The organism is Bradyrhizobium iriomotense (assembly GCF_018129405.1).
GTDB classification, from domain to species: Bacteria; Pseudomonadota; Alphaproteobacteria; order Rhizobiales; family Xanthobacteraceae; genus Bradyrhizobium; species Bradyrhizobium iriomotense_B.
In genome coordinates this window covers 1-25579 of sequence record NZ_JAFCLP010000032.1, presented here as the reverse complement: position 1 = coordinate 25579, position 25579 = coordinate 1, and the positions used below count along the sequence as shown (strand labels likewise).

The 25579-nt window shown below is 65.2% G+C and carries 18 protein-coding genes; 12 read left to right on the top strand and 6 right to left on the bottom strand.

The genetic code is table 11. The features are described 5' to 3' along the window. Positions 1-159 precede the first annotated feature (159 nt). Entirely contained in the window at positions 160-1875 is a 1716-nt protein-coding gene (locus JQ592_RS36240; RefSeq protein WP_211407493.1) for an N-acyl-D-amino-acid deacylase family protein, read from the top strand. Here the strand turns inward: JQ592_RS36240 and JQ592_RS36235 are convergent. Beyond that, positions 1872-2833 (bottom strand): IS630 family transposase gene (locus JQ592_RS36235; protein WP_211407492.1). Its coding sequence is split into 2 segments (ribosomal slippage): positions 1872-2497 and positions 2497-2833, totalling 963 coding nucleotides; the frame shifts between segments, so codons are not numbered across the junction. The genes JQ592_RS36240 and JQ592_RS36235 overlap by 4 nt on opposite strands. Before the next feature lie 295 nt (positions 2834-3128). After that, a complete protein-coding gene (locus JQ592_RS36230) occupies positions 3129-4475 on the bottom strand; it encodes an MFS transporter (RefSeq protein ID WP_211407491.1) in 1347 nt (448 codons plus the stop codon). Between the two features lie 147 nt (positions 4476-4622). Here JQ592_RS36230 and JQ592_RS36225 point away from each other — a divergent pair, with 147 nt between their 5' ends. The 4 genes from JQ592_RS36225 to JQ592_RS36210 all read left to right on the top strand — a co-directional run bounded on the left by JQ592_RS36225 (position 4623) and on the right by JQ592_RS36210 (position 9284). Beyond that, positions 4623-5276 (top strand): ABC transporter ATP-binding protein, encoded by a 654-nt coding sequence (locus JQ592_RS36225; RefSeq protein ID WP_211407490.1) that lies wholly within the window; start codon positions 4623-4625, stop codon positions 5274-5276. Then, positions 5273-7735: an ABC transporter permease gene (locus JQ592_RS36220; protein ID WP_211407489.1), complete on the top strand. Its 2463-nt coding sequence runs from the start codon at positions 5273-5275 to the stop codon at positions 7733-7735. The genes JQ592_RS36225 and JQ592_RS36220 overlap by 4 nt, the downstream gene beginning before the upstream one ends. Then, positions 7725-8807, top strand: coding sequence for a lipocalin-like domain-containing protein (locus tag JQ592_RS36215; protein WP_211407488.1), 1083 nt, complete (start codon positions 7725-7727; stop codon positions 8805-8807). The genes JQ592_RS36220 and JQ592_RS36215 overlap by 11 nt, the downstream gene beginning before the upstream one ends. A gap of 90 nt (positions 8808-8897) precedes the next feature. After that, positions 8898-9284, top strand: coding sequence for an MAPEG family protein (locus JQ592_RS36210; RefSeq protein WP_211407487.1), 387 nt, complete (start codon positions 8898-8900; stop codon positions 9282-9284). Between the two features lie 154 nt (positions 9285-9438). Here the strand turns inward: JQ592_RS36210 and JQ592_RS36205 are convergent, their stop codons facing one another. The 3 genes from JQ592_RS36205 to JQ592_RS36195 form a co-directional block, all read right to left on the bottom strand. Next, positions 9439-10632: an ABC transporter substrate-binding protein gene (locus tag JQ592_RS36205; protein WP_211407486.1), complete on the bottom strand. Its 1194-nt coding sequence runs from the start codon at positions 10630-10632 to the stop codon at positions 9439-9441. A 328-nt stretch (positions 10633-10960) separates the two neighbouring features. Beyond that, the gene (locus JQ592_RS36200; RefSeq protein WP_211407485.1) at positions 10961-14125 is read right to left on the bottom strand and encodes an efflux RND transporter permease subunit; all 3165 of its coding nucleotides are present in this window, start codon (positions 14123-14125) and stop codon (positions 10961-10963) included. Beyond that, positions 14122-15327 carry an efflux RND transporter periplasmic adaptor subunit gene (locus JQ592_RS36195; RefSeq protein WP_211407484.1) on the bottom strand — a complete coding sequence of 402 codons (1206 nt, stop codon included), beginning with the start codon at positions 15325-15327 and terminating at the stop codon, positions 14122-14124. Before JQ592_RS36195 ends, JQ592_RS36200 begins: the two co-directional genes overlap by 4 nt. A gap of 414 nt (positions 15328-15741) precedes the next feature. On the opposite strand from JQ592_RS36195, the gene JQ592_RS36190 reads away from it, so the two are divergent. The 7 genes from JQ592_RS36190 (at position 15742) to JQ592_RS36160 (ending at position 24336) form a co-directional block, all read left to right on the top strand. Further along, positions 15742-16896 (top strand): iron-containing alcohol dehydrogenase, encoded by a 1155-nt coding sequence (locus JQ592_RS36190; RefSeq protein WP_211407483.1) that lies wholly within the window; start codon positions 15742-15744, stop codon positions 16894-16896. Positions 16897-16913: 17 nt separating this feature from the next. Then, the gene (locus JQ592_RS36185; protein ID WP_211407482.1) at positions 16914-18464 is read left to right on the top strand and encodes an AMP-binding protein; all 1551 of its coding nucleotides are present in this window, start codon (positions 16914-16916) and stop codon (positions 18462-18464) included. Positions 18465-18857: 393 nt separating this feature from the next. Continuing rightward, positions 18858-20456 (top strand): ABC transporter substrate-binding protein, encoded by a 1599-nt coding sequence (locus tag JQ592_RS36180; protein WP_211407481.1) that lies wholly within the window; start codon positions 18858-18860, stop codon positions 20454-20456. Between the two features lie 30 nt (positions 20457-20486). Further along, on the top strand, positions 20487-21434 hold the full coding sequence (locus JQ592_RS36175) for an ABC transporter permease (RefSeq protein WP_211407480.1): 948 nt from the start codon (positions 20487-20489) through the stop codon (positions 21432-21434). A 9-nt stretch (positions 21435-21443) separates the two neighbouring features. Beyond that, a complete protein-coding gene (locus JQ592_RS36170) occupies positions 21444-22337 on the top strand; it encodes an ABC transporter permease (protein WP_211407479.1) in 894 nt (297 codons plus the stop codon). Continuing rightward, positions 22337-23344, top strand: a complete 1008-nt coding sequence (locus tag JQ592_RS36165) for an ABC transporter ATP-binding protein (RefSeq protein ID WP_211407478.1) — start codon at positions 22337-22339, stop codon at positions 23342-23344. The genes JQ592_RS36170 and JQ592_RS36165 overlap by 1 nt, the downstream gene beginning before the upstream one ends. After that, positions 23341-24336 carry an ABC transporter ATP-binding protein gene (locus JQ592_RS36160; RefSeq protein ID WP_211407477.1) on the top strand — a complete coding sequence of 332 codons (996 nt, stop codon included), beginning with the start codon at positions 23341-23343 and terminating at the stop codon, positions 24334-24336. The genes JQ592_RS36165 and JQ592_RS36160 overlap by 4 nt, the downstream gene beginning before the upstream one ends. A 122-nt stretch (positions 24337-24458) precedes the next feature. On the opposite strand, the gene JQ592_RS36155 is transcribed toward JQ592_RS36160, so the two are convergent. Continuing rightward, a complete protein-coding gene (locus JQ592_RS36155; RefSeq protein ID WP_246820982.1) occupies positions 24459-25292 on the bottom strand; it encodes a hypothetical protein in 834 nt (277 codons plus the stop codon). Positions 25293-25579 lie beyond the last annotated feature (287 nt).

Genomic DNA, 25579 nt, shown 5'->3' with positions numbered 1-25579 from the left:
CGGGACCCATAACCCCAGGGAGTAGTTAGCGCGCGAAGCTGGTCACTCCGAGTCTTCGCCAAACTTCTCCCTGTGGTTATGGGTCCCGGATCTGCGCGCGCTTAGGGCGCGCTTGTCCGGGACGACGAAAAGCAACAAAACAAACCGGGAAGAAGCACCATGAGCAATCCTGATCTCGTGATCCGCGGCGGCACCGTTGCGGACGGAAATGGCGGCGAGCTGTTCGAGGCTGATGTCGCCATCACCGGCGGCAGGATCAGCGAGGTCGGGAAGGTGTCCGCGAAGGGACGCGAAGAGATCGACGCGCGCGGAAAACTGGTGACGCCGGGCTTCGTCGACGTGCACACCCATTACGACGGGCAGGTCACCTGGAGCCAGGACATCACGCCGTCCTCGCAGAACGGCGTCACCACCGCGATCATGGGCAATTGCGGCGTCGGCTTTGCGCCGTGCAAGCCTTCCGACCACACCCGCCTGATCCAGCTCATGGAAGGCGTCGAGGACATTCCCGAGCCGGTGCTGAGCGCCGGCATTCCCTGGGCCTGGGAGAGCTTTCCCGATTACATGGACTGGCTGTCGAAGCGCGATTTCGACATCGACGTCGGCGCGCAGCTGCCGCATGCGGCGCTGCGCGTCTATGTCATGGGCGAGCGCGGCGCGCGCCGCGATCCCTCGACGGCGGAAGACAATGCGGCGATGGCGAAGCTCGCGGGCGAGGCGGTGCGCTCGGGCGCACTCGGCTTCTCGACCTCGCGCACGCTCAACCACCGCACCTCGACCGGCGATTTCACGCCGACCCTGAAGGCCGGCGAGGACGAGCTCACCGCGATTGCCGGCGCGATGCATCGGCACGGGCGCAGCGTGCTGCAATTCGTGCTCGACCTCTCCACCATCCACGAAGACCTGCCGATGATGCTGCGGGTCGCCGACAGCACAAAGTGCCCGATCTCGTTCTCGATCACGCAGAACGACAAGTCGCCAAACCGCTGGCGCCAGACGCTGGACGAGATCAACGCGGCGGCCAAGCGCGGCCTCTCCATCACCGCGCAGATCGCGGCGCGGCCGGTCGGGCTCTTGCTCGGCCTCGAGCTGTCGCGAAACCCGTTCCAGACCCATCCGAGCTACAAGGCGATCGCACATCTGCCGCTTGGGGAGAGGCTGGCGCGGCTGCACCAGCTAGAGGTGCGCAAGGCGATCCTGAGCGAGACGGCAACCGCGACCGACGATCCGCTGTTCTTCCGGCCCAATTACGACAAGATGTTCCTGCTCGGCGATCCCCCCGATTACGAGCAGCCGCCGGAGAACGCGCTGGGTCCGCAGGCGCAAAGGCAAGGAAGGCAGCCGGAAGAGCTCGCTTACGATGCAATGCTGTCGGACGACGGGCGCGGCATGCTCTACGTGCCCTTCCTCAACTATGCCGACGGCAATCTCGATGCGACGCGCGAGATGCTGCTCGATCCGCAATCGGTGCCGGGCCTCTCCGACGGCGGCGCCCATTGCGGCATCATCTGCGATGCGAGCTTTCCGACCTATCTGCTGACGCACTGGACGCGCGATCGCACGCGCGGCGAGAAGCTCACCATCCCGTTCGTGGTCGCCGCGCAGTCGCGCAAGACCGCGCTCTCGGTCGGCCTCACCGATCGCGGGCTGATCGCGCCCGGCTACAAGGCCGACGTCAACGTGATCGACTACGACAAGCTGCATCTGCATCCGCCGAAGGTGCATTACGACCTGCCGGTCGGCGGGCGGCGGCTGTTGCAGGATGTCGACGGCTATGAGGCGACGATCGTCTCGGGCGTCGTGACGCGGCGGCAGGGCGAGGCCACGGGACGCCGGCCGGGGAAGTTGATTCGGGGTGCGCGGGGGGTGAACTAGAGCGTTAGCCGATCAGGTTGCAAATAGCCGGCCGCGGCGAAGTAATTTGTGGATTCTGCAGGCGTGTAGGTGTCGATGATGCGCCCGACAGCATCCCAGAGACCGCCGACAGTTCGCTCAGCGGCCTTTCGCAAGTTTGCCTTGAGCTTGGCGAAAGCGTTTTCGATCGGATTGAAGTCGGGGCTGTAGGGCGGCAGATAAAGCAGTGTGGCGCCGGCAGCCTCGATCATCTCGCGCACACGCGGCCCTTTGTGGCTGGAGAGGTTGTCCATGATCACGATGGCATCGGTTGGAAGCTCGGGGACGAGCACCTTTTCGACATAGGTCTCGAAGGCATCGCGGTTGATGGGACCATCGAGCACCCAGGGTGCGATGATGCCGCGCGTGGTGAGAGCAGCCACGCAGGTCGTTGTTTTCCAGTGGCCGTGAGGAACGCTGGCCCGCAGGCGTTCGCCGCGCTGGCAACGGCCATGTGTTCGCGCCATGTTGGTCGATGCCCAGGTCTCGTCAATGAAGACGAGCCGATCCGGATCGAGCTTGCCCTGGCTCTCACGCCAGGCCTGGCGCCGCGTCAAGACATCCGGACGATCTTGCTCTGTGGCATGGGCGGTCTTTTTTTGCGCGTGATCTTGTGGCGCTCGAAGAAGCGGCGGATCGTGCCGTAGCCGAAAGACAGACCTTGTTTGCTCAAGCTGTCGCGCAATTCCTCGATCGTGATATCGGGAGAGGCCTCGAGCAGAGCCATGATCGTCGCCTGATGAGCATCAATCCGGTGAGACCTGCGATCGCCACCTTGAGCTCTCGGCTGGGCATCCCCCTGTTCTCGCTCGCGTGTGCGCCAGCGGCTCACGCTCGCCGCGCTTACCCCAAAGCGCTCGCCAGCCTGCCGGCCGGAAATGCCTCCTGCAATACAGGCAAGCACACGTTCGCGAAGATCCATCGACAGCGGTTTTGCCATGCCCGCCGGCCTCCAATCCCGGCGACCAGCTTGAATCACCAAAGCGCTGATTTGGGAATCCCCAACGATTCAATTAGATGGGCCAACGCTCTAGCTAGGGAGGCGGGTGAGACGCGAAAGCCGCGCCTCATTCTCGCTGTCGTCCCGGCGAAAGCCGGGACCCATACGCCGCAGCAATCGTTTTGCGAAGTCTCGGAGTTACCAGCTTCGCCCCAAACCACTCCCTGGGGGTATGGGTCCCGGCCTTCGCCGGGACGACGATTGTGGTTGGAGCGGCCAGCGCGCGCCGCCTCCCTTACGTCGGCGACACCGCGCCCTTCAGTGGCGCGGGCTGCGCCGCCGCACCACGCGTCAACCTCGCCTTTTCCGTGTTCGGCCAGAGCAGCAGCAGGCCGATGACGCCGGAGCCGACCATGACCACCGCGTTGATGGTGAAGCCGGTCAAGTAGCCGTCGAGCATGCTGCCGGCGCGCTGGATCACGGTGCCCATCACGCTGGGCGCGATGATGCCCGAGAGCGTGTAGAGCGCGCCGTAGATCGCGATGACCGCGCCGCGCTGCGAGGCCGGGGTGAACTCGCCGAGCATCGGCGGGCAGACCACGTAGATCGCGCCGCACAGGCCGGAGCCGACGACGAGCGACGCGATCTGCAGGCCGGCGCCCTCGACATGCGCCATCGCGGCGAGGATCAGGCCGCCGATGATCAGCGGCACCGAGCCGAGCACGCCGCGCGAGATGCGCGTGGTGTAGCCGCGCGCCATCATCACCTGCGAGATCCACCCCGTGAGGATGACGATCGTGGCGCCGAACACCCAGGGCAGGATCGAGATGAAGCCGGCCTGGCTCTGCGAGAAGCCGAGCCCCTTGACGATGAAGGGCGTGAACCAGGTGAGGCCGAGCGACAGCGCCCAATAGGCGCCGAAGGTCGCGATCACGCAGCCGAGGAAGGTGCGCGAGGTCAGAAGCTGCACATAGGGAATCTTCGGCTCGGTGACGGCGAGGACCTGGGTGTCCTCCAGCGGGCCTTCCTTGCCGAGCGCGAGCCAGGCCGCGACCCAGATCAGGCCGACAACGCCGAGCGCGCCGAAGGCGTAGTGCCAGGAGTGGTTGACGATGACCCAGTTCAACGCCGGCACCGCCAGGATGACGCCGAAGGCCGAGCCCTGCGACAGGATCGCGGTCGGCAGCGTGCGCTTCTCGTCGGGGAACCATTTGTAGATGGCATGCGCGGCGACCGAGAAGGCCGGGCCTTCGCCGGCGCCCAGCACGATGCGGCAGATCAAAAGCGTGGTGAAAGAGACGGTGCCGACCATCGGGAACTGCGCCAGCGCCCAGATCACCGCCAGCGTCAGGAGCACCCAGCGCGTCGGCACCTTGTTGACGATGAAGCCGACCACGATGGCCGAGATCGAGAACAGGAAGAAGAACGAGGACCCGAGCAGGCCGAATTGCTCGGCACTGAGCTTCATGTCGGTCATGATCGGCACGCCGGCGAGACCGACGACGATCTTGTCCGCGAAGTTCACCACCATGAAGAGAAAGAGGAGAAATGTGACGGTCCAGGCGCCCTTCGGCGTTGGCTTTGCCAAACCCTTGGAGTCCCCTGCCGTCCTGCCCATTTCGGGCGTTCCCTGAGCGCTCATCATTCTCCCCATATGTCTTTATTGTCGGCACTTTTTGATTTGGCCGTCCTGGGAGCTAACAACGGCTTCGGGGCCAACGCAACCCCGGCATTTCCACGGCAGGTGTGCTACGCAACATTGAGTTAAATTCCGTCCGGCGCATTGATCTTGCTGAGCATCCGAAACCTCTCAAAGACCTTCTCCTCGGCCGGCGAGCCGGTCCATGTGCTGCGCGGCGTCGACCTTGACCTTAAGGCCGGCGAGCGCGTGGCGCTGACCGGGGAGTCCGGCAGCGGCAAGAGCACGCTGCTGCACCTGATCGCGGGCCTCGATGCCGCCGACAGCGGCACAATTCGCCTGGAGGATACCGAGGTCACCAAGCTGTCGGACGCGGGGCGTGCAGAGCTCCGGCGCGACCGGATCGGCCTGGTTTTCCAGCAGTTCAACCTGATCCCGAGCCTGTCGGTCGCGGACAATCTGGCCTTCCAGGCACGGATCGCCGGCCGGCATGATGCGGCCTGGAGCAAGGAGCTGATCGAACGGCTCGGGCTCGGCGACCTGCTGAAGCGTTATCCCGAGCAATTGTCAGGCGGCCAGCAGCAACGGGTCGCGATCGGCCGGGCGCTGGCGACGAAACCGTCGCTGCTGCTCGCGGACGAGCCGACCGGGAATCTCGATGAGGACACCGCCGAGGACGTGCTGGCGCTGACACGCGACCTCGTCGCGCGCACCGGCTGCGGCTTCCTGATGGTGACGCACAGCCTGCATCTGGCCGCCACGCTCGACCGGCATCTCACCTTGCACGCGGGACGAATCGCATGAAGCGCGCGCTGTGGGTGCTCGCGGTGCTCCTGAGCCACTGGCGGCGCCACGGGATGCAGTTCGCAACGCTCCTGATCGGGCTGATCGCGGCGACCGCGCTGTGGAGCGGCGTGCAGGCCATCAACCAGCAGGCCCGCAACGCCTATGACCGCGCCGCGGCGACCTTTGGCGGCGTGCGCACGGCGATGCTGGTCGCGCCGAATGCCGCGACGTTTCCGCAGGAGCTGTTCGTAAAACTCCGCCGCGCCGGCTGGCCGGTGTCGCCGGTGCTGGAGGGACGGGTCCAGATCAACGGACGCTCGCTGCGGCTGCTCGGCATCGAGCCGGTGACGCTGCCGGTCGATGTCGGCAATGCGCCGCGCCTCGGCGCCTCGGATCTGAGCAGCTTTGTCGCTCCGCCGGGCCAGACATTGGTGGCGAAGGAGACGCTGACCGACTTGCAGGAAACGGAAGGCGCTGCACCTCAGATCAGCAACGGCGCAAAGCTGCCGCCGCTACGCGTGCTGCCGCAACTGGTGCCTGATGTGCTGGTGGTCGATATCGGCGTGGCGCAGAAGCTCCTGAGCAAACCGGACCAGGTGTCTCGTCTCCTGATCGGCAAGCCGAAGGGCAAGCCGGCGCCGCTCGCGAGCGTCGTCGGCGAACAGCTGCAGCGGGTCGAGCCGACGGCAGAGACGGAGCTGGAGCGTCTCACCGACAGTTTCCATCTCAACCTCACCGCCTTCGGCCTCCTCTCGTTCTTCGTCGGCCTGTTCATCGTCAATTCGGCTGTGGGCCTTGCCTTCGAGCAGCGGCTGCCGATGCTGCGCACGTTGCGGGCCTGCGGCGCCTCGGCGCGGCTGGTCAACACGGTGCTGGTGATCGAGCTGGTGGCACTGGCGCTGGTCGCAGGCCTGATCGGGCTCGTCTGCGGCTATTTCATCGCAGCTGCGCTGTTGCCCGATGTCGCGGCCTCGCTGCGCGGGCTCTATGGCGCGCAGATCCCGGGACAGCTCAGCTTGCGGCCTGAATGGTGGCTCGCCGGCATCGGCATCAGCGTTGCGGGCGCCCTTGTTGCGGCGGCGACCAGCCTGATCAAGGCGATCCGGATGCCGGTGCTGGCGACGGCACAGCCGCGCGCGTGGCAGCAGCGGCAGCGGCGCTGGCTGATCCTGCAAAGCCTTGCCGCATGCGCTGTGTTCGCTGTCGCGGTGCTGCTGCTTTACTACGGACAATCGCTGATCGCGGGTTTCGGCGTGCTCGCGGCACTGATGCTCGGCGCGGCGCTGATCCTGCCAGCGTTCCTCGACATCATCCTGCTCGTCGGCCAGCGCACCGCGCGCGGGCCGATCGCGCTATGGTTCTGGGCCGACAGCCGGCAGCAGCTCTCCGGGCTGTCGCTCGCCCTGATGGCGCTGATGCTCGCGCTCGCCGTCAATGTCGGGGTGTCCACCATGGTGGAAACCTTCAGCCGCACCTTCATCGGCTGGCTCAACGGGCGGCTCGCGGCCGACGTCTACATCAGCGCCTCCGACAATGCGCAAGGCGTTGCGATCCGTAACTGGCTGAAGGAGCGCAGCGAGGTTCAGGCCATCCTGTCGGGTGGACGTGCGGAGGCGCAGATCCAGGGCCAGCCGGTGGAGTTGCTCGGCCTGCCCGATCACGCGCTCTATCGCGAGCGCTGGCCGTTGCTAGAAACCGCGCCGCGCGCCTGGACGCAGCTCGTGCCGGGCAATGCCGCTTTCATCAGCGAGCAGCTGAGCCGCCGCCTCAACGTTCGCGTCGGCGACGTGATCGAGGTGCCGGCGCCGGGCGGGGCCTGGGAACTCGACATCGTCGGCATCTATGCCGACTACGGCAATCCAAAGGGCCAGCTCGCGGTGAACGTCGCGGCGCTGATCCGGCATTTTCCGCAAACGCCGCAGACGCGGATCGGACTGATCGTCGCGCACGACAAGATCCCGGGTTTGATCGCAGCCTTGCAGAAGCAGTTTGCGCTCGACGACCGCAGCGTCGCGGACCAGGCGACGGTGAAGGCGGAATCGATCCGCATCTTCAACCGCACCTTTGCGGTCACCTCGGCCCTGAACGCGTTCACGCTCGGCGTCGCCGGCATCGCGCTGCTCACCAGCCTGCTGACGCTGGCGAATTCCCGACTGCCGCAGCTCGCGCCGCTGTGGGCGGTCGGCCTGACGCGGCCGCGCCTCGCCGCGATCGAATTGACCAAGACGCTGTCGGTCGCGCTGTTCACGGCGCTGCTGGCCGTGCCGCTTGGACTTCTGGTGGCGTGGTGCCTGATTGCGATCGTCAACGTGAAAGCGTTCGGCTGGCGGCTGCCGTTCCATGTGTTTCCGCTGCAGCTGATCGAGCTGGTCGCGGTCGCGCTGCTCGCCTCGCTGCTTGCCGCACTGCTGCCGATGCTGCGGCTGGCGCGGATGCAGCCGGCGAACCTCGTCAAGGTGTTTGCCAATGAGCGCTGACAGGATTTCACGGCGCACCTTTGCCTGCGGCTTCGCCGCACTCGCGCTCGCGCGTCGTGCGAGTGCGCAGGGCTATGCCGGACTCGGCGAGACCGCCGACGGGTTTGCGAAGGTGACGCCAGGAAAGACATTCACCTTCCCTGCCGATCACGGCCCGCATCCGGAGTTTCGTATCGAGTGGTGGTATCTCACGGCGAACCTCGTCGACAGCAGCGGAGCTCCTTGCGGCCTGCAATGGACGCTGTTCCGCCAGGCGGCGCAGCCGGGGCCCCAAGGCGAGGGCTGGGCCAATCAGCAGATCTGGATGGCGCATGCGGCGGTGACGCGCGCCGGCACGCATCGCTTCAACGAGCTGTTCTCGCGCGGCGGCATCGGACAGGCCGGCGTCACGGCAAAGCCATTCGCGGCCTGGATCGACGATTGGGAGATGAAAGGGTCTGAGCGCACGGTTGATCGCACGCTGGCGCCGCTGACGCTGAAGGCCTCCGGTACAGACTTCAGCTACGCGCTGACGCTGGAGGCCGATCGTCCGGTAGTGCTGCAGGGCGATCGCGGCTTCAGCCGCAAATCGGAGCGCGGGCAGGCGTCGTACTACTACAGCCAACCGTTCTACCGTGCGCGCGGCACGCTCAGCATCGACGACAAGCCGGTCGATGTCACAGGCCAGGGCTGGATGGACCGCGAATGGAGCAGCCAGCCACTCGACACTGATCAGACCGGCTGGGACTGGCTGTCGCTGCATCTTGCATCCGGCGACAAGCTGATGCTGTACCGGCTGCGGCAGAAGGATGACCAGAATTATCCGTTCGGCAACTGGATCAGCGCCGCCGGCGAGACGCAGATGATTGCGGGCAGCGATATCCAGATGATGCCGAAGGCGACGGCCGAGGTTGCGGGACGCAAGCTGCCGGTGGAATGGCAGATCGCGATCCCCTCGCGCTCGTTCTCGATTCTGTGCAAGCCGCTCAATCCAAACGCCTGGATGGGAACCGGCTTCTCCTATTGGGAAGGGCCGATCAGCTTTGCCGGCACACATGACGGCGTTGGCTATCTCGAGCTGACCGGGTATTGAAGCGCGGTCTGCCTGGATTCTAGTTTTGACGCGTTTCCTTTACGCGAACCGGTATCCACTTCGCTGGAAAACGCTCTGGGGAAATTCGCGATGTATCATCTCACCGCCCTCGTCACGCTGCTGGCGATCGCATTTTATTTCTTCACCAGCATCAACGTCTCGCGCTCGCGCACCAGGACCGGTGTCAAGGTGCCGGCGATGTCGGGCCATCCGGATTTCGAGCGCGCCTTCCGCATCCAGATGAACACGCTGGAGTGGATGCCGATTGTCTTGCCGGCGCTCTGGCTGTTCGCGGCCTATATCAGCGACGCGATTGCAGCGGGACTCGGGGCGGTCTGGATCATCGGCCGCGTCGTCTATTTCATCGGCTATTCGCAGGCCGCGGCAAAACGCGGCCCGGGATTTGCGATCCAGGCGCTCGCCGCCATGGCGCTGTGGGCGGGGGCACTGGGCGCGGTGGTGTTGCGGTTGGTGTGAGGCGGGCTGCGCCGCCACACATTCAGTGTCGTCCTGGCGAAGGCCAGGACCCATAACCACAGGACGTGGTTATGGGCACAATGGTGGCCTCAGCTTGTTTCGATAACATCCAGTCGGGGTAATGGGTCCTGGCTTTCGCCAGGACGACGATACCTCACTTCGTCAGCGGGCAGCCGCTTTCCTTGGCGGTGAAGAAGGCCTTGTCGCCGGGGACGGTGGCGAGGAGCTTGTAATAGTCCCAGGGCTTCTTCGACTCCGAGGGCTTCTTGACCTCGAACAGGTACATGTCGTGAACCATGCGGCCGTTCTCGAGCACCTTGCCGCCCTGCGCGAAGTCGTCGTCGACCGGCAACTCCTTCAGTTTCTTGGCGACCGCATCCGGGTCCTTGGTGCCGGCGGCCTTGACGGCCTTCAGGTAGCTCAGCGTCGCCGAATAGGTGCCGGCATGGATCATGCTCGGCATCCGGCCGGTGCGCTTGAGGAAGCGTTCGCCGAGATTGCGGGTCTTGTCGTTGAGATCCCAGTAATAGCCCTCGGTGAGCACCAGGCCTTGCGCGGCCTGGAGGCCGAGGCCGTTCACCTCGGCGAGCGTCATCAACAGGCCGGCGAGCTTCTGGCCGCTGGCGACAATGCCGAATTCGGACGCCTGCTTGATCGAGTTGGTGGTGTCGAGGCCGGCATTGGCGAGGCCGACGATCTTCGCCTTCGAGCTCTGCGCCTGCAGCAGGAAGGAGGAGAAATCCGAGGAGTTGAGCGGCACGCGCACCGAGCCGAGCACCTTGCCGCCATTGGCGGTGACGATCTCGGCGGTGTCCTTCTCCAGCGCGTAGCCGAAGGCGTAGTCGGCGGTGAGGAAGAACCAGGTGTCGCCGCCGGCTTTTGTCAGCGCACCGCCGGTGCCGACGCCGAGCGCGCGGGTGTCATAGGCCCAGTGGAAACCGTAGGGCTGGCAGGCATCGCCGGTGAGGCGCGAAGTCGCGGCACCGACGACGATGTCGATCTTCTTCTTTTCCTTGGAGAGCTCGTGGATCGCGAGTGCGACTGAGGAGGTCGTCAGCTCCGTGATCATGTCGACGTTCTCGACGTCGTACCAGCGCCGCGCGATCGAGCTCGCGAGGTCAGGCTTGTTCTGGTGGTCGGCGGTGACGAGCTCGATCTTCTGGCCGAGCACCTCGCCGCCAAAGTCCTCGATCGCCATCCTGGCCGCTTCGACCGACCATTTGCCGCCGTAATCGGCGTAGACGCCGGATTGGTCGTTGAGGATGCCGATCTTGACCCCCTGCGCGGACGCCGGCGCTGCCAGCAGCAGGGCCGAGGTTGCGACAGCGGTCAAAAGGACTGATTTCATCTGTTGGCTCCCAGCAGTTTTCTGTTTTGAAATCGCGCGGATATTAGGGAAGAACCCCGCGTGTGCCCATCCGTTTCATGTTGGTCGTTAGTATGGAGGGCGCGCCACGCGATCGGTGTCGTCCCGGACAAGCGCAGCTCTTGGCAACGCGTAGCGTTGTCCAGGGCGGAGCGCTGATCCGGGACCCATAGCCACAGGATTGAGTTTGGGGTTAGCTGGCAGTTGCCAGTCGTCGCCAAACCACTCCCTGGGGGTATGGGTCCCGGATCTGCGCTTGCGCTTGTCCGGGACGACATAGGGGATGTGGATACGCCAGCGGCAACAATGATCAGGCCGCCACCTCCGGCTTCTTGTCCCGCCGTCCCTCCGCCAGGTTCCGCACCACCACATAGAAGATCGGCGTGAACAGAAGCCCAAACAGGGTGACGCCGATCATGCCGAAGAAGACGGCGACGCCGACGGCCTGGCGCATCTCCGAGCCGGAGCCGGTCGAGATCACCAGCGGCAAGACGCCGAGGATGAAGGCGAAGGAGGTCATCAGGATCGGCCGCAGGCGCAGGCGGCAGGCGTCGATCACGGCCTCCAGCCGCGGCTTGCCTTCGTTCTCGATGTCGCGCGCGAACTCGACGATCAGGATCGCGTTCTTCGCCGCCAGTCCCACCAGCACGACGAAGCCGATCTGGGTGAGGATGTTGACGTCCTGCCCCATGAGGCGGACGCCAATGGTGGCAGCGAGCAGGCACATCGGCACGATCAGGATCACCGCAAACGGCAACGTCCAGCTGCCATATTGCGCGGCGAGCACGAGATAGACGAACAGCACGCAGATCGGGAATACGAGCAGGCCCGCATTGCCGCCGGTGACCTGCTGATACGACAGATCGGTCCATTCGAAGGTGAAGCCGCTCGGCAGGGTGTCGTCGGCGAGCTTCTTGATGGTGTTGAGGGCGGTGGTCGAGCTGGTGCCCGGCGCCGGCTCGCCCTGCAGCTCGGACGCCGCATAGAGGTTGTAGCGCGCGACGCGGTCCGGGCCCGAGACGTCCTTGAACTCGACCACGCTGCCGAGCATCACCATGTCGCCGGAGGCGTTGCGGGTGCGCAGGCGTGAGAGATCGCTAGATTCTTTGCGGAACGGGAAGTCCGCCTGCGCAGTGACGTGGTAGGTGCGGCCGAACAGGTTGAAGTCGTTGACATAGGTCGATCCGAAATAGGTCTGGATCGTGTCGTTGATGTTGGCGATGGGCACGCCGAGCTTCTGCGCCTTGGTGCGGTCGATGTCGACGAAGAGCTGCGGCGTGTTGGCCGAGAACGGGGAGAACACCGTGGGGCCGAGCAGCGACGGCGATTTGCGCGCCGCGGCGACAAGCTCGTCGGTGGCCGCGGCGAGCAGCTCAGGCCCTCGGCCCTGACGGTCCTGGATGCGGATGGTGAAGCCGCCGCCGGTGCCGATGCCAGGCACGGCCGGCGGCGGAATCACGATGATGAAGGCGCCCTGGATCGCGGACAGGCGCTTGCGCAGCTCGACCGTGATGGCGTTCGCAGACAATCCCTTCTTCATCCGCACCTCGGGCTCGTCGAAAACCGGGAACAGCGCCGCGGCATTGCCGGCCTGCGTGCGTGTGGCGCCGGAGAAGCCGGCGAAGGCCGCGACGCGGACGATACCGGGCGTATCCAGCGAGATCCGTTCGATCTCGCGCACGACCTCGGTGGTGCGCGCCAGCGAAGCCGCGCCCGGCAATTGCACTGATATGATGACGTAGCCGCGATCCTGCGCCGGAATGAAGCCCTGCGGCGTGGTCACGATCAGCCAGCCGGCGCTGCCGATCAGCACGACGTAGATCAGGAGCATCACCACAGAGTGCCGGATCACGAAATTGGCAAGGCCGGCATAGCCGTGCGAGAGCCGGTCGAACACGCGGTTGAACACGCCGGTGAAGGCATTCCAGCCGCGCGCGATGACATTCCAGCTCGCCGGCGGCCGCTTCTCCTCATGCGGCGTGAGGATCTGCGAGGCCAGCGCCGGCGACAGCGTCAGCGAGCAGAAGCAGGAGATCGCGGTTGCGACCGCAATGGTGACGGCGAATTGCTGGAAGAACTGGCCGGAGATGCCGCCGAGGAATGCGGTCGGCACGAACACCGCGCACAGCACCAGCGCGATCGAGACCAGCGCGCCGCCGACCTCTTCCATGGTCTTCAGCGCGGCATCGCGCCGGCTGAGGCCATGCTCCAGATGGCGTTCGACGTTCTCGACCACCACGATGGCGTCGTCGACGACGATACCGACCGCGAGCACGAGCCCGAACAAAGTGAGATTATTGATGGAGAAGCCCAGCGCCGCCATCACCGCGAAGGTGCCGACCAGCGAGACCGGGATCGCGATGATCGGGATGATCGCGGGCCGCCATCCCTGCAGGAACACCAGCACCACGATGACCACGAGCAGCATCGCCTCGTAGATCGTCTTGATCAGCTCGTGAACCGACTGGGCGATGAACTCGGTCGGGTTGTAGCCGATGTTGTAGTCGAGGCCTTTCGGGAACGTCTCCTTCAGCTTCGTCATGGTGTCGGAGATGTGCTTCGCGGTCGCGAGCGCGTTCGACCCCGGGCGCTGCGTCACCAGCATCGCGACCGCTGATTTGCGCAGCAGGAAGCTGTTGGTGGAATAGGCGAGCGCGCCGAGCTCGATGCGGGCGACGTCGCGCAGGCGCACCGTGCGGCCGTCGGAGCCGGCCTTGATCAGGATGTCCTCGAACTGCTTCTGGTCCTTGAGCCGTCCTGTGAACGTCAGGTTCGGCTGGAAGGCGCGGTCGGCGATCGGCGGCTCGGCAATCTGTCCGCCCGCGATCTGCACGTTCTGGGCGCGGATGGCGGCCAGCACCTCGGTCGAGGTCAGGCCAAGATTGGCGATGCGGTCAGGATCCAGCCACAGCCGCATCGAATAGTCGCGCGCGCCAAAAATCTGGATGTCGCCGACGCCGTCGATGCGCAAGAGCTGGTCGCGGACCTGGAGCAGCGCGTAGTTGGAGATGTAGAGCTGGTCGAACGTGTCGTCCGGCGACAGCATGAACACGACCATCAGGATGTCGGGCGAGTTCTTGCGGGTCGTGACGCCGTTGCGCTGCACTTCTTCAGGCAGCCGCGGCTGCGCGATCGCGACGCGGTTCTGCACCAGCACCTGGGCCTTGTCGAGATCGGTGCCGAGCTTGAAGGTGACGGTGATGGTGAGCTGGCCGTTCGAGGTCGCCTGGCTGTAGAGATACAGCATGTCCTCGACGCCGTTGATCTCCTGCTCGATGGGAGCTGCGACCGTGTCGGACACGGTCTGCGCGGAGGCGCCGGGATATTGCGTGGTGACGACGACAGTGGGCGGCACCACCTGCGGATATTCGGAGACCGGCAGCGTGGTGTAGGCGAGCGCGCCGACGATCAAGAGCACGATCGACAGCACCATCGCCAGGATGGGCTGGTTGATGGAGAGACGGCCGAGATTCATGACTTGCCACCAGCCGGGGCTTGCGCGGTCTGGGGGGCGACCTTGGCGCCGACGCGGGCGCGCTGGATGCCGTTGACGATGACACGATCGTCAGCCTTCAGGCCTTCGCGGATCACGCGCAGGCCTTCGTCGAGCGGCCCGAGCACGACGGGGCGCGCTTCGACGGTGTCATCAGGCTTGACCACGAACACGATCTTGCGGGACTGGTCGGTGGCAATAGCGACATCCGGGATCAGCAGGGCTTCGTAGGGCGCGCTGCCGATCAGGCGGACGCGGCCGAACTGGCCGGGCAGGATCGACAGATCGGTGTTCTTGATGACGGCGCGGCTGCGCAACGTGCCGGTGGAGACGTCGAGGCGGTTGTCGAGGAAGTTGATGGTGCCTTCATGCGACGGCTTGGTCTCGCCGGCGAGCGACACCTGCACCGGGTTCGCCGTGTCGCGCGAACTCGGGCGCTTACCTTCGAACCAAAGCTTGCTGTATTTGATGAAGGTCGCCTCATCCATGTCGAAATAGACGTAGATCGGATCGAGCGCGACGATCGAGGTGAGCAGCGTCGAGGTGCCGGTATCGCTGCCCTGCACGAGATTGCCGGGGCTGACGAGATGCCGGCTGACGCGACCGGTGAGCGGCGCGGTGACATGCGTGAACTCGATGTTGAGCCGCGCGGCCTTCAGCACGCCCTCGGCCTGCGTCACCGCCGCGTGCGCAGCCTGCAGGGCCTGGCGCCGCTGGTCGACGACCTGCTCGGACACGGCGCTGGTCTGCACCAGGTTCAGGCCGCGGTCGAGCTCGCGCTTGGCAAGCTCGACCCTGGCGCGCGCATCGGAGAGCTGGCCGTCGGCCTGCTCGGCCACCGCCTCGAACGGGCGCGGGTCGATGACGTAGAGCAGATCGCCCTGACGCACGATGGCGCCGTCCTGGAATTCCACCGAGTTGACGAAGCCGCCGACGCGCGGGCGCACCTGCACCTCCTCGACCGCCTCGAAGCGGCCGGTGAATTCATCCCAATCGGTGACAGTGCGCTTGACCGGCTGGGCGACGGTCACCGGCGCGGGCGGCGGAGCAGATGCTTGCGAAGTCGGCTGCCCGCAGCCGGCGAGCACGAATGCTGCAGTGAGCAGGCCCGCTATTGCATAATGCCGCATCTGAACGAAATCGTGCTTTTTGACAAATGGCTCGCTTCCGTCCGGTCCAGTCATCCCAGGTCCTCGCATCAAAAGCCGCGGAAAATGCAGGGTACGCGCCTGCTCGCGGGGGACACAACATGGGCGGCAATGATGAACTCTTCAAGACCAATACGCGCGCAATGCCCCGCCGCATGCCCTGACCGGTTGACGGGTTGACAGGCAGGGAGGTGGCTGCGCACGCGGCGCCTTCTTCGCCTCTCTCCGCGTGCGGGAGAGGCCGGAGCGCATCGCAAGATGCGATCCGGGTGAGGGGGAGTCTCCGCGGGCCGAGCTCTCACCTCCCTCGCGGAGAGCCCCTCAGCGCAACCCTCTCCTCGCAGGCGGAGAGGGAGAAGAAGCGGCCAGCGTCTTCGCGCATGACGGGCGCGGCGGGCTCGGCTAGACTTCTTCTTACAAAACAAGACGAATTGTCCGGGGAGGACAGGCGTGCACCAGGGACGTGTCGTTTACGGCGCGATCGAGGAGGTCGTGTTCGGCCATCCGGCGGCTGGCGCGATCGCCGCGCAGATGGACCGGCTGGGAACCCGCCGCGCCTTCCTGATGGTATCAGGCACGCTGAACCGGCAGACCGACGAGATCGAGAAGATCAGGCAAGCTTTGGGTTCCCGCTGCGCCGGCCTGTTCGACGCCATGCCGGCGCACACGCCGCGCGAGGCGGTGATCGCGGCCACCAACGCGGCGCGCGAGGCGGGCGCGGACCTGATCGTCACCGTCGGCGGCGGCTCGATCACCGACGGCGCCAAGGCGGTGCAGCTCTGCCTTGCCAACGGCATCGACACGATCGACGGCATCGAGCGCGTCCGCGTGCACAAAGGCGTCGCGCCCGAGATGAACGCGCCGACCGTGCGCCAGGTCAGCGTGCCGACCACGATCGCCGGCGGCGAGTTCAGTTCGATCGCCGGCGTCACCGACCGCAGCACCAACGTGAAGCAGATGCTGCGGCATCCGCTCACCGTGCCGCGCGCGACCATCCTCGACCCCGGCATCACCGTGCACACGCCGGAATGGCTGTTCCTGTCGACCGGCATCCGCGCCGTCGACCATTGCGTCGAGGCGATCTGCTCGCGCGAGACGCATCCCTATGCCGATGCGCAATCGGTCAAGGGCCTTGCCATGCTAGCCGATGCGCTGCCGCGGGTGAAGGCCGACCCATCGGACCTCGACGCACGCATGGATGCGCAGATCGGGACCTGGCTGTCGATGGGCGCGCTCGCCGCCGGCGTGCCGATGGGCGCGAGCCACGGCATCGGCTACGTGCTGGGCGCCGCCTGCGGCGTGCCGCACGGCTACACCTCCTGCGTCATGCTGCCGGCGGTGATGCGCTGGAACGCGCGCGACAACGCCGAGCGGCAGGTGATCGTCGCCGCCGCAATGGGCTTTCCCGGCCACGACGCCGCCGACGTGCTCGATGCCTTCATCCGCTCGCTCGGCATGCCGCGCAGCCTTGCGGACGTGCACGTGTTGCCGGAGCATTTCGATGCCATCGCCGAGCAGGCGATGCGCACGAACTGGATCCCGCGCAACCCGCGCAAGATCGCCGGTCCCACCGACATCAGAGAAATCCTGCTTCTCGCCGCATGATCCAAACCGGAGGATAGATGTACACTGGTCACCATGCCCGCCTGCGCCCGCTGCAGCCCGCGTTCATCATGGCGGCGAGCGGCGAGGCCGTCACCTATCGCGAGCTGGAAGCGCGCAGCAATCGCCTCGCGCATCTATTCCGCAAGCACGGCTTGAGACGGCTCGACCACTACTCGATCTTCATGGAGAACAATTCGCGCTATCTGGAAGCCTGCGGCGCGGGCGAGCGGTCTGGTCTCTACTACACCTGCATCAACTCCTTCCTGACGCCGGGCGAGCTCGCCTATCTCCTCGTCAACAGCCAGTCGAAGATCCTGATCACGTCAGTCGCAAAGCTCGAGATCGCGCGCGAGGCGATCAACGCCTGCCCCGATATCAAGCTCTGCATCGTCGCCGATGGTCCGGGCGAGAGCGAGCGCATCGTCGGCCTTGCCGAAGTGACCGCCGAGTTGCCGAAGACGCCGATCGCCGACGAGTGGCTCGGCACCGCGATGCTGTATTCATCGGGCACCACAGGACGGCCGAAGGGCATTTTGCGGCCGCTGCCGGAGGAGCCGCCCAGGCACAATCTGCCGCTGTTCGATTTCCTCACCAAGCTGTGGCACTACCGCGAGGGCATGGTCTACCTATCGCCGGCCCCGCTCTATCACTCGGCGCCGCAGGCCGCCGTGAACCTCACGATCCGCATGGGCGGCACCGTGATCATCATGGAGAGCTTCGATCCGGAACGCTACCTCCAGCTCGTCCAGCAATGGGGCATCACCCACACCCAGCTGGTGCCGACGATGTTCTCGCGCATGCTGAAGCTGCCGGAGGAGGTGCGCAAGCGCTACGATCTGTCCTCGCTGGAGATCGCAATCCATGCGGCGGCACCCTGCCCGGCCCTGGTCAAGGACGACATCATCAAATGGTGGGGGCCGATCATCCACGAATATTACGGCGCCACCGAAGGCCTCGGCTTCACCGCCTGCAACAGCGAGGAGTGGCTTAGCCATCGCGGCACCGTCGGCAAGGTGCTGCTCGGCGACCTCCATATTCTCGACGAGAACATGCAGGAGTGCCCGACCGGCACGCCGGGTCAGGTCTGGTTCAAGACGGGGTCGCCATTCGAATATTTCAACGATCCGGAGAAGACGAAGGAGGCGCGCTCGGCCGACGGCAGCATGAGCACGGTCGGTGACGTCGGCTATGTCGACGCGGACCGCTTCCTGTATCTGACCGATCGCGCCACCTTCATGATCATCTCGGGCGGGGTGAACATCTATCCGCAGGAATGCGAGAATCTGCTGATCACCCATCCGAAGGTCGCCGATGCCGCGGTGTTCGGCGTGCCCAATCCCGATCTCGGCGAGGAGGTGAAGGCGGTGGTGCAGCCGATGCCGGGCGTGGTGCCGGGCCCCGCGCTCGCCGAAGAGCTGATCGCGTTCTGCGGCCAATCGCTGTCGCGGCAGAAGGTGCCGCGCTCGGTGGATTTCGAGAAGGAACTGCCGCGCCTGCCGACGGGCAAGCTGTACAAGCGGCTGCTGCGGGACCGGTACTGGGGGAACAAGACGTCGCGGATTGTGTGAGACGTTGTAGCGTGCGGCTCTTTGGCACGCAGGTCGCCACAAATTCGATGTCGTCCCGGCGAAGGCCGGGACCCATACCGCGTGATCTATCGATCGTGGGCGCTGCCAATCCCGAGCGACCAATCCTCGCCAAACTTCTCCCTGGGGTTATGGGTCCCGGCCTTCGCCGGGACGACAGCGGAGTTGGTTAGTGCAGCTGCGCACAACATCCGCCCAGGAACCGTCTGTTCGCACCTGCACTCTCACATTATGAAAGTGTGAAACGGCCTGCGGCCTTACGTCATCCGAATTGCCAAGAGAGTGAGCAGCCTTGCCGGTTGCCTCCCTCCACGCGCGTCGGCTATCGTCCTGACAAACAGGCCGGAAAAGGCCGTTGGTCCAGGGAGGACGAGGATGCGGAGCGTGCGGGCGCTCGCCGCGACGGCGGCGCTATCTTTGCTGGCGTTTTCGACCATTGCATTCGCCGGCGCCCCCAAACAGGGCGGCATCCTGCGGATGTACCACCGCGACAGCCCCGGCAATGCCTCGATCCATGAAGGCGCGACCTACTCGCTCAATGTTCCCTTCATGCCCGTGTTCAACAACCTCGTCATCTACAAGCAGGACGAGGCGCAGAACAGGATGGACAACATCATCCCGGATCTCGCCGAGAGCTGGGCCTGGGTGAACGACAACAAGACCCTGACCTTCAAGCTGCGCCAGGGCGTCAAATGGCACGACGGCAAGCCGTTCACCTCCGCCGACGTCAAATGCACCTTCGAGATGCTGATGGGCAAGTCGCAGCAGAAATTCCGGCAGAACCCGCGCAAGACCTGGTACGAGCAGGTCAACGACATCTCGACCAATGGCGATTTCGAGGTCTCGTTCAACCTGAAGCGGCCGCAGCCGTCACTGCTGGCACTGCTCGCCTCCGGCTATACGCCGGTCTATCCCTGCCATGTCTCGCCCGGCGACATGCGCACGCACCCGATCGGCACCGGCCCGTTCAAATTCGTCGAGTTCAAGGCCAATGAATCGATCAAGCTGACGCGCAACACGGATTACTGGCGCAAGGGCCGGCCCTATCTCGACGGCATCGAGTTCACCATCATTCCGAACCGCTCGACCGCGATCCTCGCCTTCGTCGCCGGCAAATTCGACATGACGTTCCCGACCGAGGTGAGCATTCCGCTGCTGAAGGACGTGAAATCGCAGGCGCCGAACGCGGTCTGCGTGGTCGAGCCCAACAACGTCGCCACCAACATCATCGTCAATTCGAGCGCGCCGCCGTTCGACAACATCGACATCCGCCGCGCCATGGCGCTGGCGCTCGACCGCAAGGCCTTCATTTCGATCATGTTCGAGGGCCAGGGCGATGTCGGCGGCACCCTGCTGCCGCCGCCGAACGGGCTGTGGGGCATGCCGAAGGAGATGCTGGAGACAATCCCCGGCTACGGACCCGACGTGAAGGCCAATCGCGAGGAGGCGAAGAAGCTTATGCAGAAGGCCGGCTATGGCCCAGACAAACATCTCGCCGTGAAGGTCTCCACGCGCAACATCCCGATCTATCGCGATCCCGCGGTGATCCTGATCGACCAGCTCAAGAGCATCTATATCGACGGCGAGCTGGACGTGGTGGAAACCGCCAACTGGTTCCCGAAGGTCGCGCGCAAGGATTACATGATCGGACTCAATCTCACCGGCAATGCGGTGGACGACCCCGACCAGTCCTTCTACGAGAACTATTCCTGCGGCTCCGAGCGCAACTACACCAACTATTGCAACAAGGAGATCGAGAAGCTGTTCGACGTGCAGTCGCAGGAGACCGATATCGCCAAACGCAAGAAACTGGTGTGGGACATCGACAAGAAGTTGCAGGAGGACGTGGCCCGCCCGATCATCTTCCACGCGCGCACCGGCACCTGCTGGCAGCCCTACGTCAAGGGCGTGACTGTGATGTCGAACAGCTCATATAATGGATACCGGTACGAAGACGTTTGGATGGACAAGTAGCGCGCTAACGACTCGACGGGAGGGCGCGAAATGTTTGCCTATCTTGTGCGGCGCCTGTTCCTGATGCTCGTGACCCTGTTCGGGATCTCGGTCGTCATCTTCTTCCTGCTGCGCATCGTGCCCGGCAACATCGTCGATATCCTGTTTGCTGCGGCCGGCTATGTCGACCCCGCCGACAAGGCCAATCTGGAGAAGGAGCTCGGCATCGACCGGCCGCTGATCGTGCAATATTGGCACTGGATCAGCGGTTTTCTGCGCGGCGACTTTGGTTACTCCTACGTCTCCGAGAAGCCCGCGCTGCAGGAGATCCTGCCGCGGATTCCGATCACGGCGCGGCTCGCCGGCCTCGCGCTGCTGTTCTCGGCATCGATCGGCATACCGCTCGGCGTCATCAGCGCGGTCAAGCAGGGCACGAGGCTGGATTACGCGCTGCGCGTCGTCAGTCTCAGCGGCTTGTCGCTGCCCTCGTTCTGGCTCGGCCTGCTCATCCTCACCGCGTCGGTGGCGATGTTCGGCCAGATGCCGATCTTCAATCCCAATCCGGCCACGTGGCTCGAGGCCTTTGCGACCTACGCCGTGCCGGCCGCCGCCGTCGGCTTCCGCAGCGCGGCGCTGACCATGCGCATCACGCGATCCTCGATGCTCGAAGTGCTGCGGCAGGATTATATCCGCACCGCGCGCGCCAAGGGCGCCTCCGAGGTTGCGGTGAACTATCACCACGCGCTGAAGAACGCGATCCTGCCCGTCATCACCGTAATCGGCATCGAAGCGGCGTTCCTGATCGGCGGCCTGATCGTCACCGAGACCGTGTTCAACATCCCCGGCGTCGCACGCTTCCTGGTCGAGGCGATCCGCTGGCGCGACTATCCGATCGTGCAGAACCTCGTGATGTTCATTGCCGTCGTGGTGGTATTCGCGAATTTCACCGTCGACATGCTCTACGCGGTGTTCGATCCGCGGATCAGGTACACGGATTAGGAGATCAGCTTGGCCGCGATCGACTTCGACGTTGAACTGAGGCGCGCCGGGGCGCATGCGACCGGGGGCTGGCGGCGTGTGCTGTTCATGGCGCAGCGGCATGTGCTGGGCGCGGCGGGACTCGTCATCATGACGGTGTTCGTGCTCACGGCGATCTTTGCCGACTTCATCGCGCGCTATGATCCCCTCACGGTCGATTCCGCCCGCGCGCTGGCGCGCCCGAGTCTGGCGCACTGGATGGGGACAGACTCATTCGGCCGCGACGTGTTCAGCCGCATCATCCACGGCGCGCGCATTTCGCTGGCGGTCGGCATCGGCTCGACCGCGCTCGGCGGCACGATCGGCGTGATCGTCGGGCTCACCTCCGGTTATCTCTCCGGCTGGGTCGATCTGGTGTTCCAGCGCGTCTCCGACGTGCTCCAGGCGCTGCCGCTGCTGGTCCTGGCGCTGATCATGACGGCGGCGCTCGGCCCGTCCTTGCCGAACGTGATCATCGCCATCGCCATTCCGCTGATCCCGACCGTGTCACGCGTCATCCGGGCCAACACGCTGGCGCTGCGCGAGCAGCCCTTCGTCGAAGCGGCCAAGTCGATCGGCATGAGCGAGATGCGGATCGCGCTCCGCCATGTGCTGCCGAACACGCTGGCGCCGCTGATCGTGCTCGCCACCGCCCAGCTCGGCTCGACCATCCTGACCGAAGCCTCGCTCTCCTTCCTCGGCCTCGGCATTCCCGAGCCTTATCCGTCATGGGGCCGCATGCTCTCCGAATCCGCCGCCGAATATGTCCGCACCGCGCCGTGGCTGGTGATCTTCCCTGGCATCGCGATCAGCCTCGCCGTATTCGGCGCCAATTTGTTCGGCGACGCCCTGCGCGACATCCTCGATCCCCGGCAGCGCGGCTGATGGCACAAAAATCCGATATCGTGCTCGAGGTGAAGAACCTGAAGACGGTGTTCTTCACCAACTCCGGCCTGTTCAAGGCCGTCGACGACGTCTCCTTCACCGTGAAGCGCGGCGAGACGCTGGCGATCGTCGGCGAGTCCGGCTGCGGCAAGAGCGTGACCGCGCTCTCCCTGATGCGGCTCGTACCGGATCCGCCCGGCCGGATCGTCGGCGGCTCCGTGACGCTCGAAGGCACCGAGCTGCTGGCGCTGGATGAAGCGCAGATGCGCGCCGTCAGGGGCAACCGCATCTCGATGATCTTCCAGGAGCCGATGACCTCGCTCAATCCGGTGATGCGGATCGGCGATCAGATCGTCGAGGCCGTGCGGCTGCACCGGAACATCTCGTCCAAGGAAGCGCAAGCTATCGCCGTCGAGATGCTGCGGCTGGTGCGCATCCCCGAACCGGCGCGGCGCGCGCGCGAATATCCGCACCAGCTCTCCGGCGGCATGCGCCAGCGCGCGATGATCGCGATGGCGCTGGCGTGCCGGCCGGCGCTGCTGATCGCGGACGAGCCGACCACGGCGCTGGACGTCACCATCCAGGCGCAGATTCTGGCGCTGATCCTCGATCTGCAGAAGGAGCTCGGCACCGGGCTTGTGCTGATCACGCACGATCTTGGCGTGGTCGCGCAGACCGCGCAGCGCGTGATCGTGATGTATGCGGGCCGGAAGGTCGAGGAAGCATCCGTCGAGGCGCTGTTCGCAGCGCCGAAGCACCCCTATACGCGCGGACTGATGGCCTCGATCCCGGCCGTACCGGCTTCCGGCGTCCCCGCACAGGCGCGCCTAAACGAAATTCCCGGCACCGTGCCCTCGCTGGTGCGGCTGCCGCAAGGCTGCGCCTTCGCGCCGCGCTGCAAGCTCGCGATCAAGCGCTGCGAGGCCGAATATCCGCCGCTGGCCGATTGGGGCGGCGGCCATCTCGCGGCGTGCTGGCGCGCGGAAGAAGTGGCGGAGGTGGCATGACCGGGGCGCTGCTCGAAGTCACCGACCTCAAAAAGCACTACCCGGTGCGTGCCGGCGTGCTGCGCCGGCAGGTCGGCACCGTGCATGCGGTGGATGGCGTCTCGTTCTCGCTTGGCACCGGCGAGACGCTCGGCCTCGTCGGTGAATCCGGCTGCGGCAAGTCGACGGTGGCGCGCAGCGTGCTGCGGCTGGTCGAGCCGACTTCGGGACAGATCCGTCTCGACGGCGAGGACATTACGCATCTGTCCAAGACGGCGCTGCGGCCGCATCGCCGATCGATGCAGATCGTGTTCCAGGACCCGTTCGCCTCGCTCAACCCGCGCATGACCGCGGGCGACATCGTCGGCGAGCCGCTGGCCGTGCATGGGCTTGCGGCCGGCAAGGAACTGGAGGCTCGGGTCGCAAAGCTGTTCGAGCAGGTGGGCCTGCGGCCCGACCAGATGGGCAACTTCCCGCATCAGTTTTCAGGCGGCCAGCGCCAGCGCATCTGCATCGCACGCGCGCTCGCGCTGGATCCCCGCCTGATCGTCTGCGACGAGCCGGTGTCCGCGCTCGACGTCTCGATCCAGGCGCAGGTCATCAACCTGTTGATCGACCTGCAGCGCCGGCACGGCTTTTCCTATCTCTTCATCGCGCACGACCTCGCGGTGGTCGCCCATATCAGCCACCGCGTCGCCGTGATGTATCTCGGCCGCATCGTCGAGATCGCCGACAAGGACGAGCTGTTCCGCAATCCCAGGCATCCCTATACGCAGGCCCTGCTCGCCTCGGTGCCGATCGCCAATCCGCTCGCGAAGAAGCTCGCGCCGCTGGTCGACGGCGATGTGCCGAGTCCCGTCAATCCGCCCTCAGGCTGCGCGTTTCACACTCGCTGCCGGTTTGCGATGGAGCGGTGCAAGACGGAACGGCCGGCGCTGCTGGATGCCGGTGATGGACACCGGGTGGCGTGCTTGCTCAATGAGGGGACGGGGCGGAGCAACGCGACTTCGTAGAGTGGGGTTAGCCCTGCGGGCTGCGCGAAGCGTAGTCCGCAGGGCGTAACCCACCTCTTTGGTCTCCGCGGTGACAGAAGTGGTGGGTTACGCCAAGGGACTGCGCTTCGCGCAGCCCAGGGCTAACCCACCCTATGATCGCGGAGCTTGCTGATCACCGGCCAGGCCGCCAGCGCGGCGGCGAGATGCTTGAGCGTATGGCCAGAGACAAGATGCCCCGTCGCTTCGAACACGGTGACGTCGCCGAGTTCGAAAAGCTTGGCCAGCACATAGAAGACAATCACACCGCCGAGCGGCACACCAATCGCTCCAGGCCGGGGCCGCGTCAACACCAGTCCCACGGCGAGCGCCATGCCGCCGAACTGCACGACGACCCATGGCGTGAGATTCTCGCGTGCCACCCAGGCCGCGAGCGGGCCCGCAATTATCATCAGCATCACCACCGCCTGACCGGCGCGCATGCTCACGCGCTCGCAGGCTGCGATGCCCAGAAAGCCCGCGAACGCCACCGCCATGCCGAGTCGATCGGCCACCAGCCGCTGCGGCGCGTCGGGGTCGAGATGATAGAAAATCGAGCCGACGCAGGTGAGGATCAGACCCACGAAGAGGCAGCCCACACCCACGGGGGCATCGTTACGGGCACGCAGCAACACCAGACCCCAGACCCCCATCGCCAGGAAGGCGAGATTGCTCAGCACGTCGCCGGCGTTGGGCAGTCCCAGCCAATCGCGGGTGTCGACGTAATGCGGGATAGGCCAAGCGGAGGCGGGCAGCGCGGGCGCGAAGAGCGCCGCCAGCGTCAGAGCGAGGAGCGCGGCGATGAGATATTTTTCGCGAGATTGTAGGGCGGCAAACGGGGGCCGATCGGCAACTGAAGGGAGGGCGGCGGCGATCTCTCGGGCCCGCGTTACCTGCGCGTAGCATGCGGGGCTCCACACGAACTGAACGTTGTTCAATATTGGTAACCCGGAAATGAACAAAGTTCAATTGAAATCCGGCGCTGGAAGGGACGCGGCCAAACCAGCTTGAAATCATTTGGATTTTTGCCAGATGGCAGGTGCCGTAGGGTGGGCCAAGCGACTTGTCCGCCGTAGCTCGAAGAGCGAAGGCGGAAGCGTGCCCACCACCTCTATGCCAATGGAAACGAATGGTGGGCACGGCGCATGGCGCCTTTGCCCACCCTTGTATTAGCGCACCGGATTAGAATGGTCTCGTTCCGTGAGGAATGGCCCAGCCCGGGTGG

What these genes read in the sequence shown, in the direction of transcription:
- JQ592_RS36185 (WP_211407482.1), top strand. Translation starts at nt 16,914, where the DNA reads ATGTACACTGGTCACCATGCCCGCCTGCGCCCGCTGCAGCCCGCGTTC.
- JQ592_RS36180 (WP_211407481.1), top strand. Translation starts at nt 18,858, where the DNA reads ATGCGGAGCGTGCGGGCGCTCGCCGCGACGGCGGCGCTATCTTTGCTG.
- JQ592_RS36205 (WP_211407486.1), bottom strand. Translation starts at nt 10,632, where the DNA reads ATGAAATCAGTCCTTTTGACCGCTGTCGCAACCTCGGCCCTGCTGCTG.
- JQ592_RS36210 (WP_211407487.1), top strand. Translation starts at nt 8,898, where the DNA reads ATGTATCATCTCACCGCCCTCGTCACGCTGCTGGCGATCGCATTTTAT.
- JQ592_RS36175 (WP_211407480.1), top strand. Translation starts at nt 20,487, where the DNA reads ATGTTTGCCTATCTTGTGCGGCGCCTGTTCCTGATGCTCGTGACCCTG.
- JQ592_RS36200 (WP_211407485.1), bottom strand. Translation starts at nt 14,125, where the DNA reads ATGAATCTCGGCCGTCTCTCCATCAACCAGCCCATCCTGGCGATGGTG.
- JQ592_RS36165 (WP_211407478.1), top strand. Translation starts at nt 22,337, where the DNA reads ATGGCACAAAAATCCGATATCGTGCTCGAGGTGAAGAACCTGAAGACG.
- JQ592_RS36215 (WP_211407488.1), top strand. Translation starts at nt 7,725, where the DNA reads ATGAGCGCTGACAGGATTTCACGGCGCACCTTTGCCTGCGGCTTCGCC.
- JQ592_RS36195 (WP_211407484.1), bottom strand. Translation starts at nt 15,327, where the DNA reads ATGACTGGACCGGACGGAAGCGAGCCATTTGTCAAAAAGCACGATTTC.
- JQ592_RS36160 (WP_211407477.1), top strand. Translation starts at nt 23,341, where the DNA reads ATGACCGGGGCGCTGCTCGAAGTCACCGACCTCAAAAAGCACTACCCG.
- JQ592_RS36240 (WP_211407493.1), top strand. Translation starts at nt 160, where the DNA reads ATGAGCAATCCTGATCTCGTGATCCGCGGCGGCACCGTTGCGGACGGA.
- JQ592_RS36220 (WP_211407489.1), top strand. Translation starts at nt 5,273, where the DNA reads ATGAAGCGCGCGCTGTGGGTGCTCGCGGTGCTCCTGAGCCACTGGCGG.
- JQ592_RS36230 (WP_211407491.1), bottom strand. Translation starts at nt 4,475, where the DNA reads ATGAGCGCTCAGGGAACGCCCGAAATGGGCAGGACGGCAGGGGACTCC.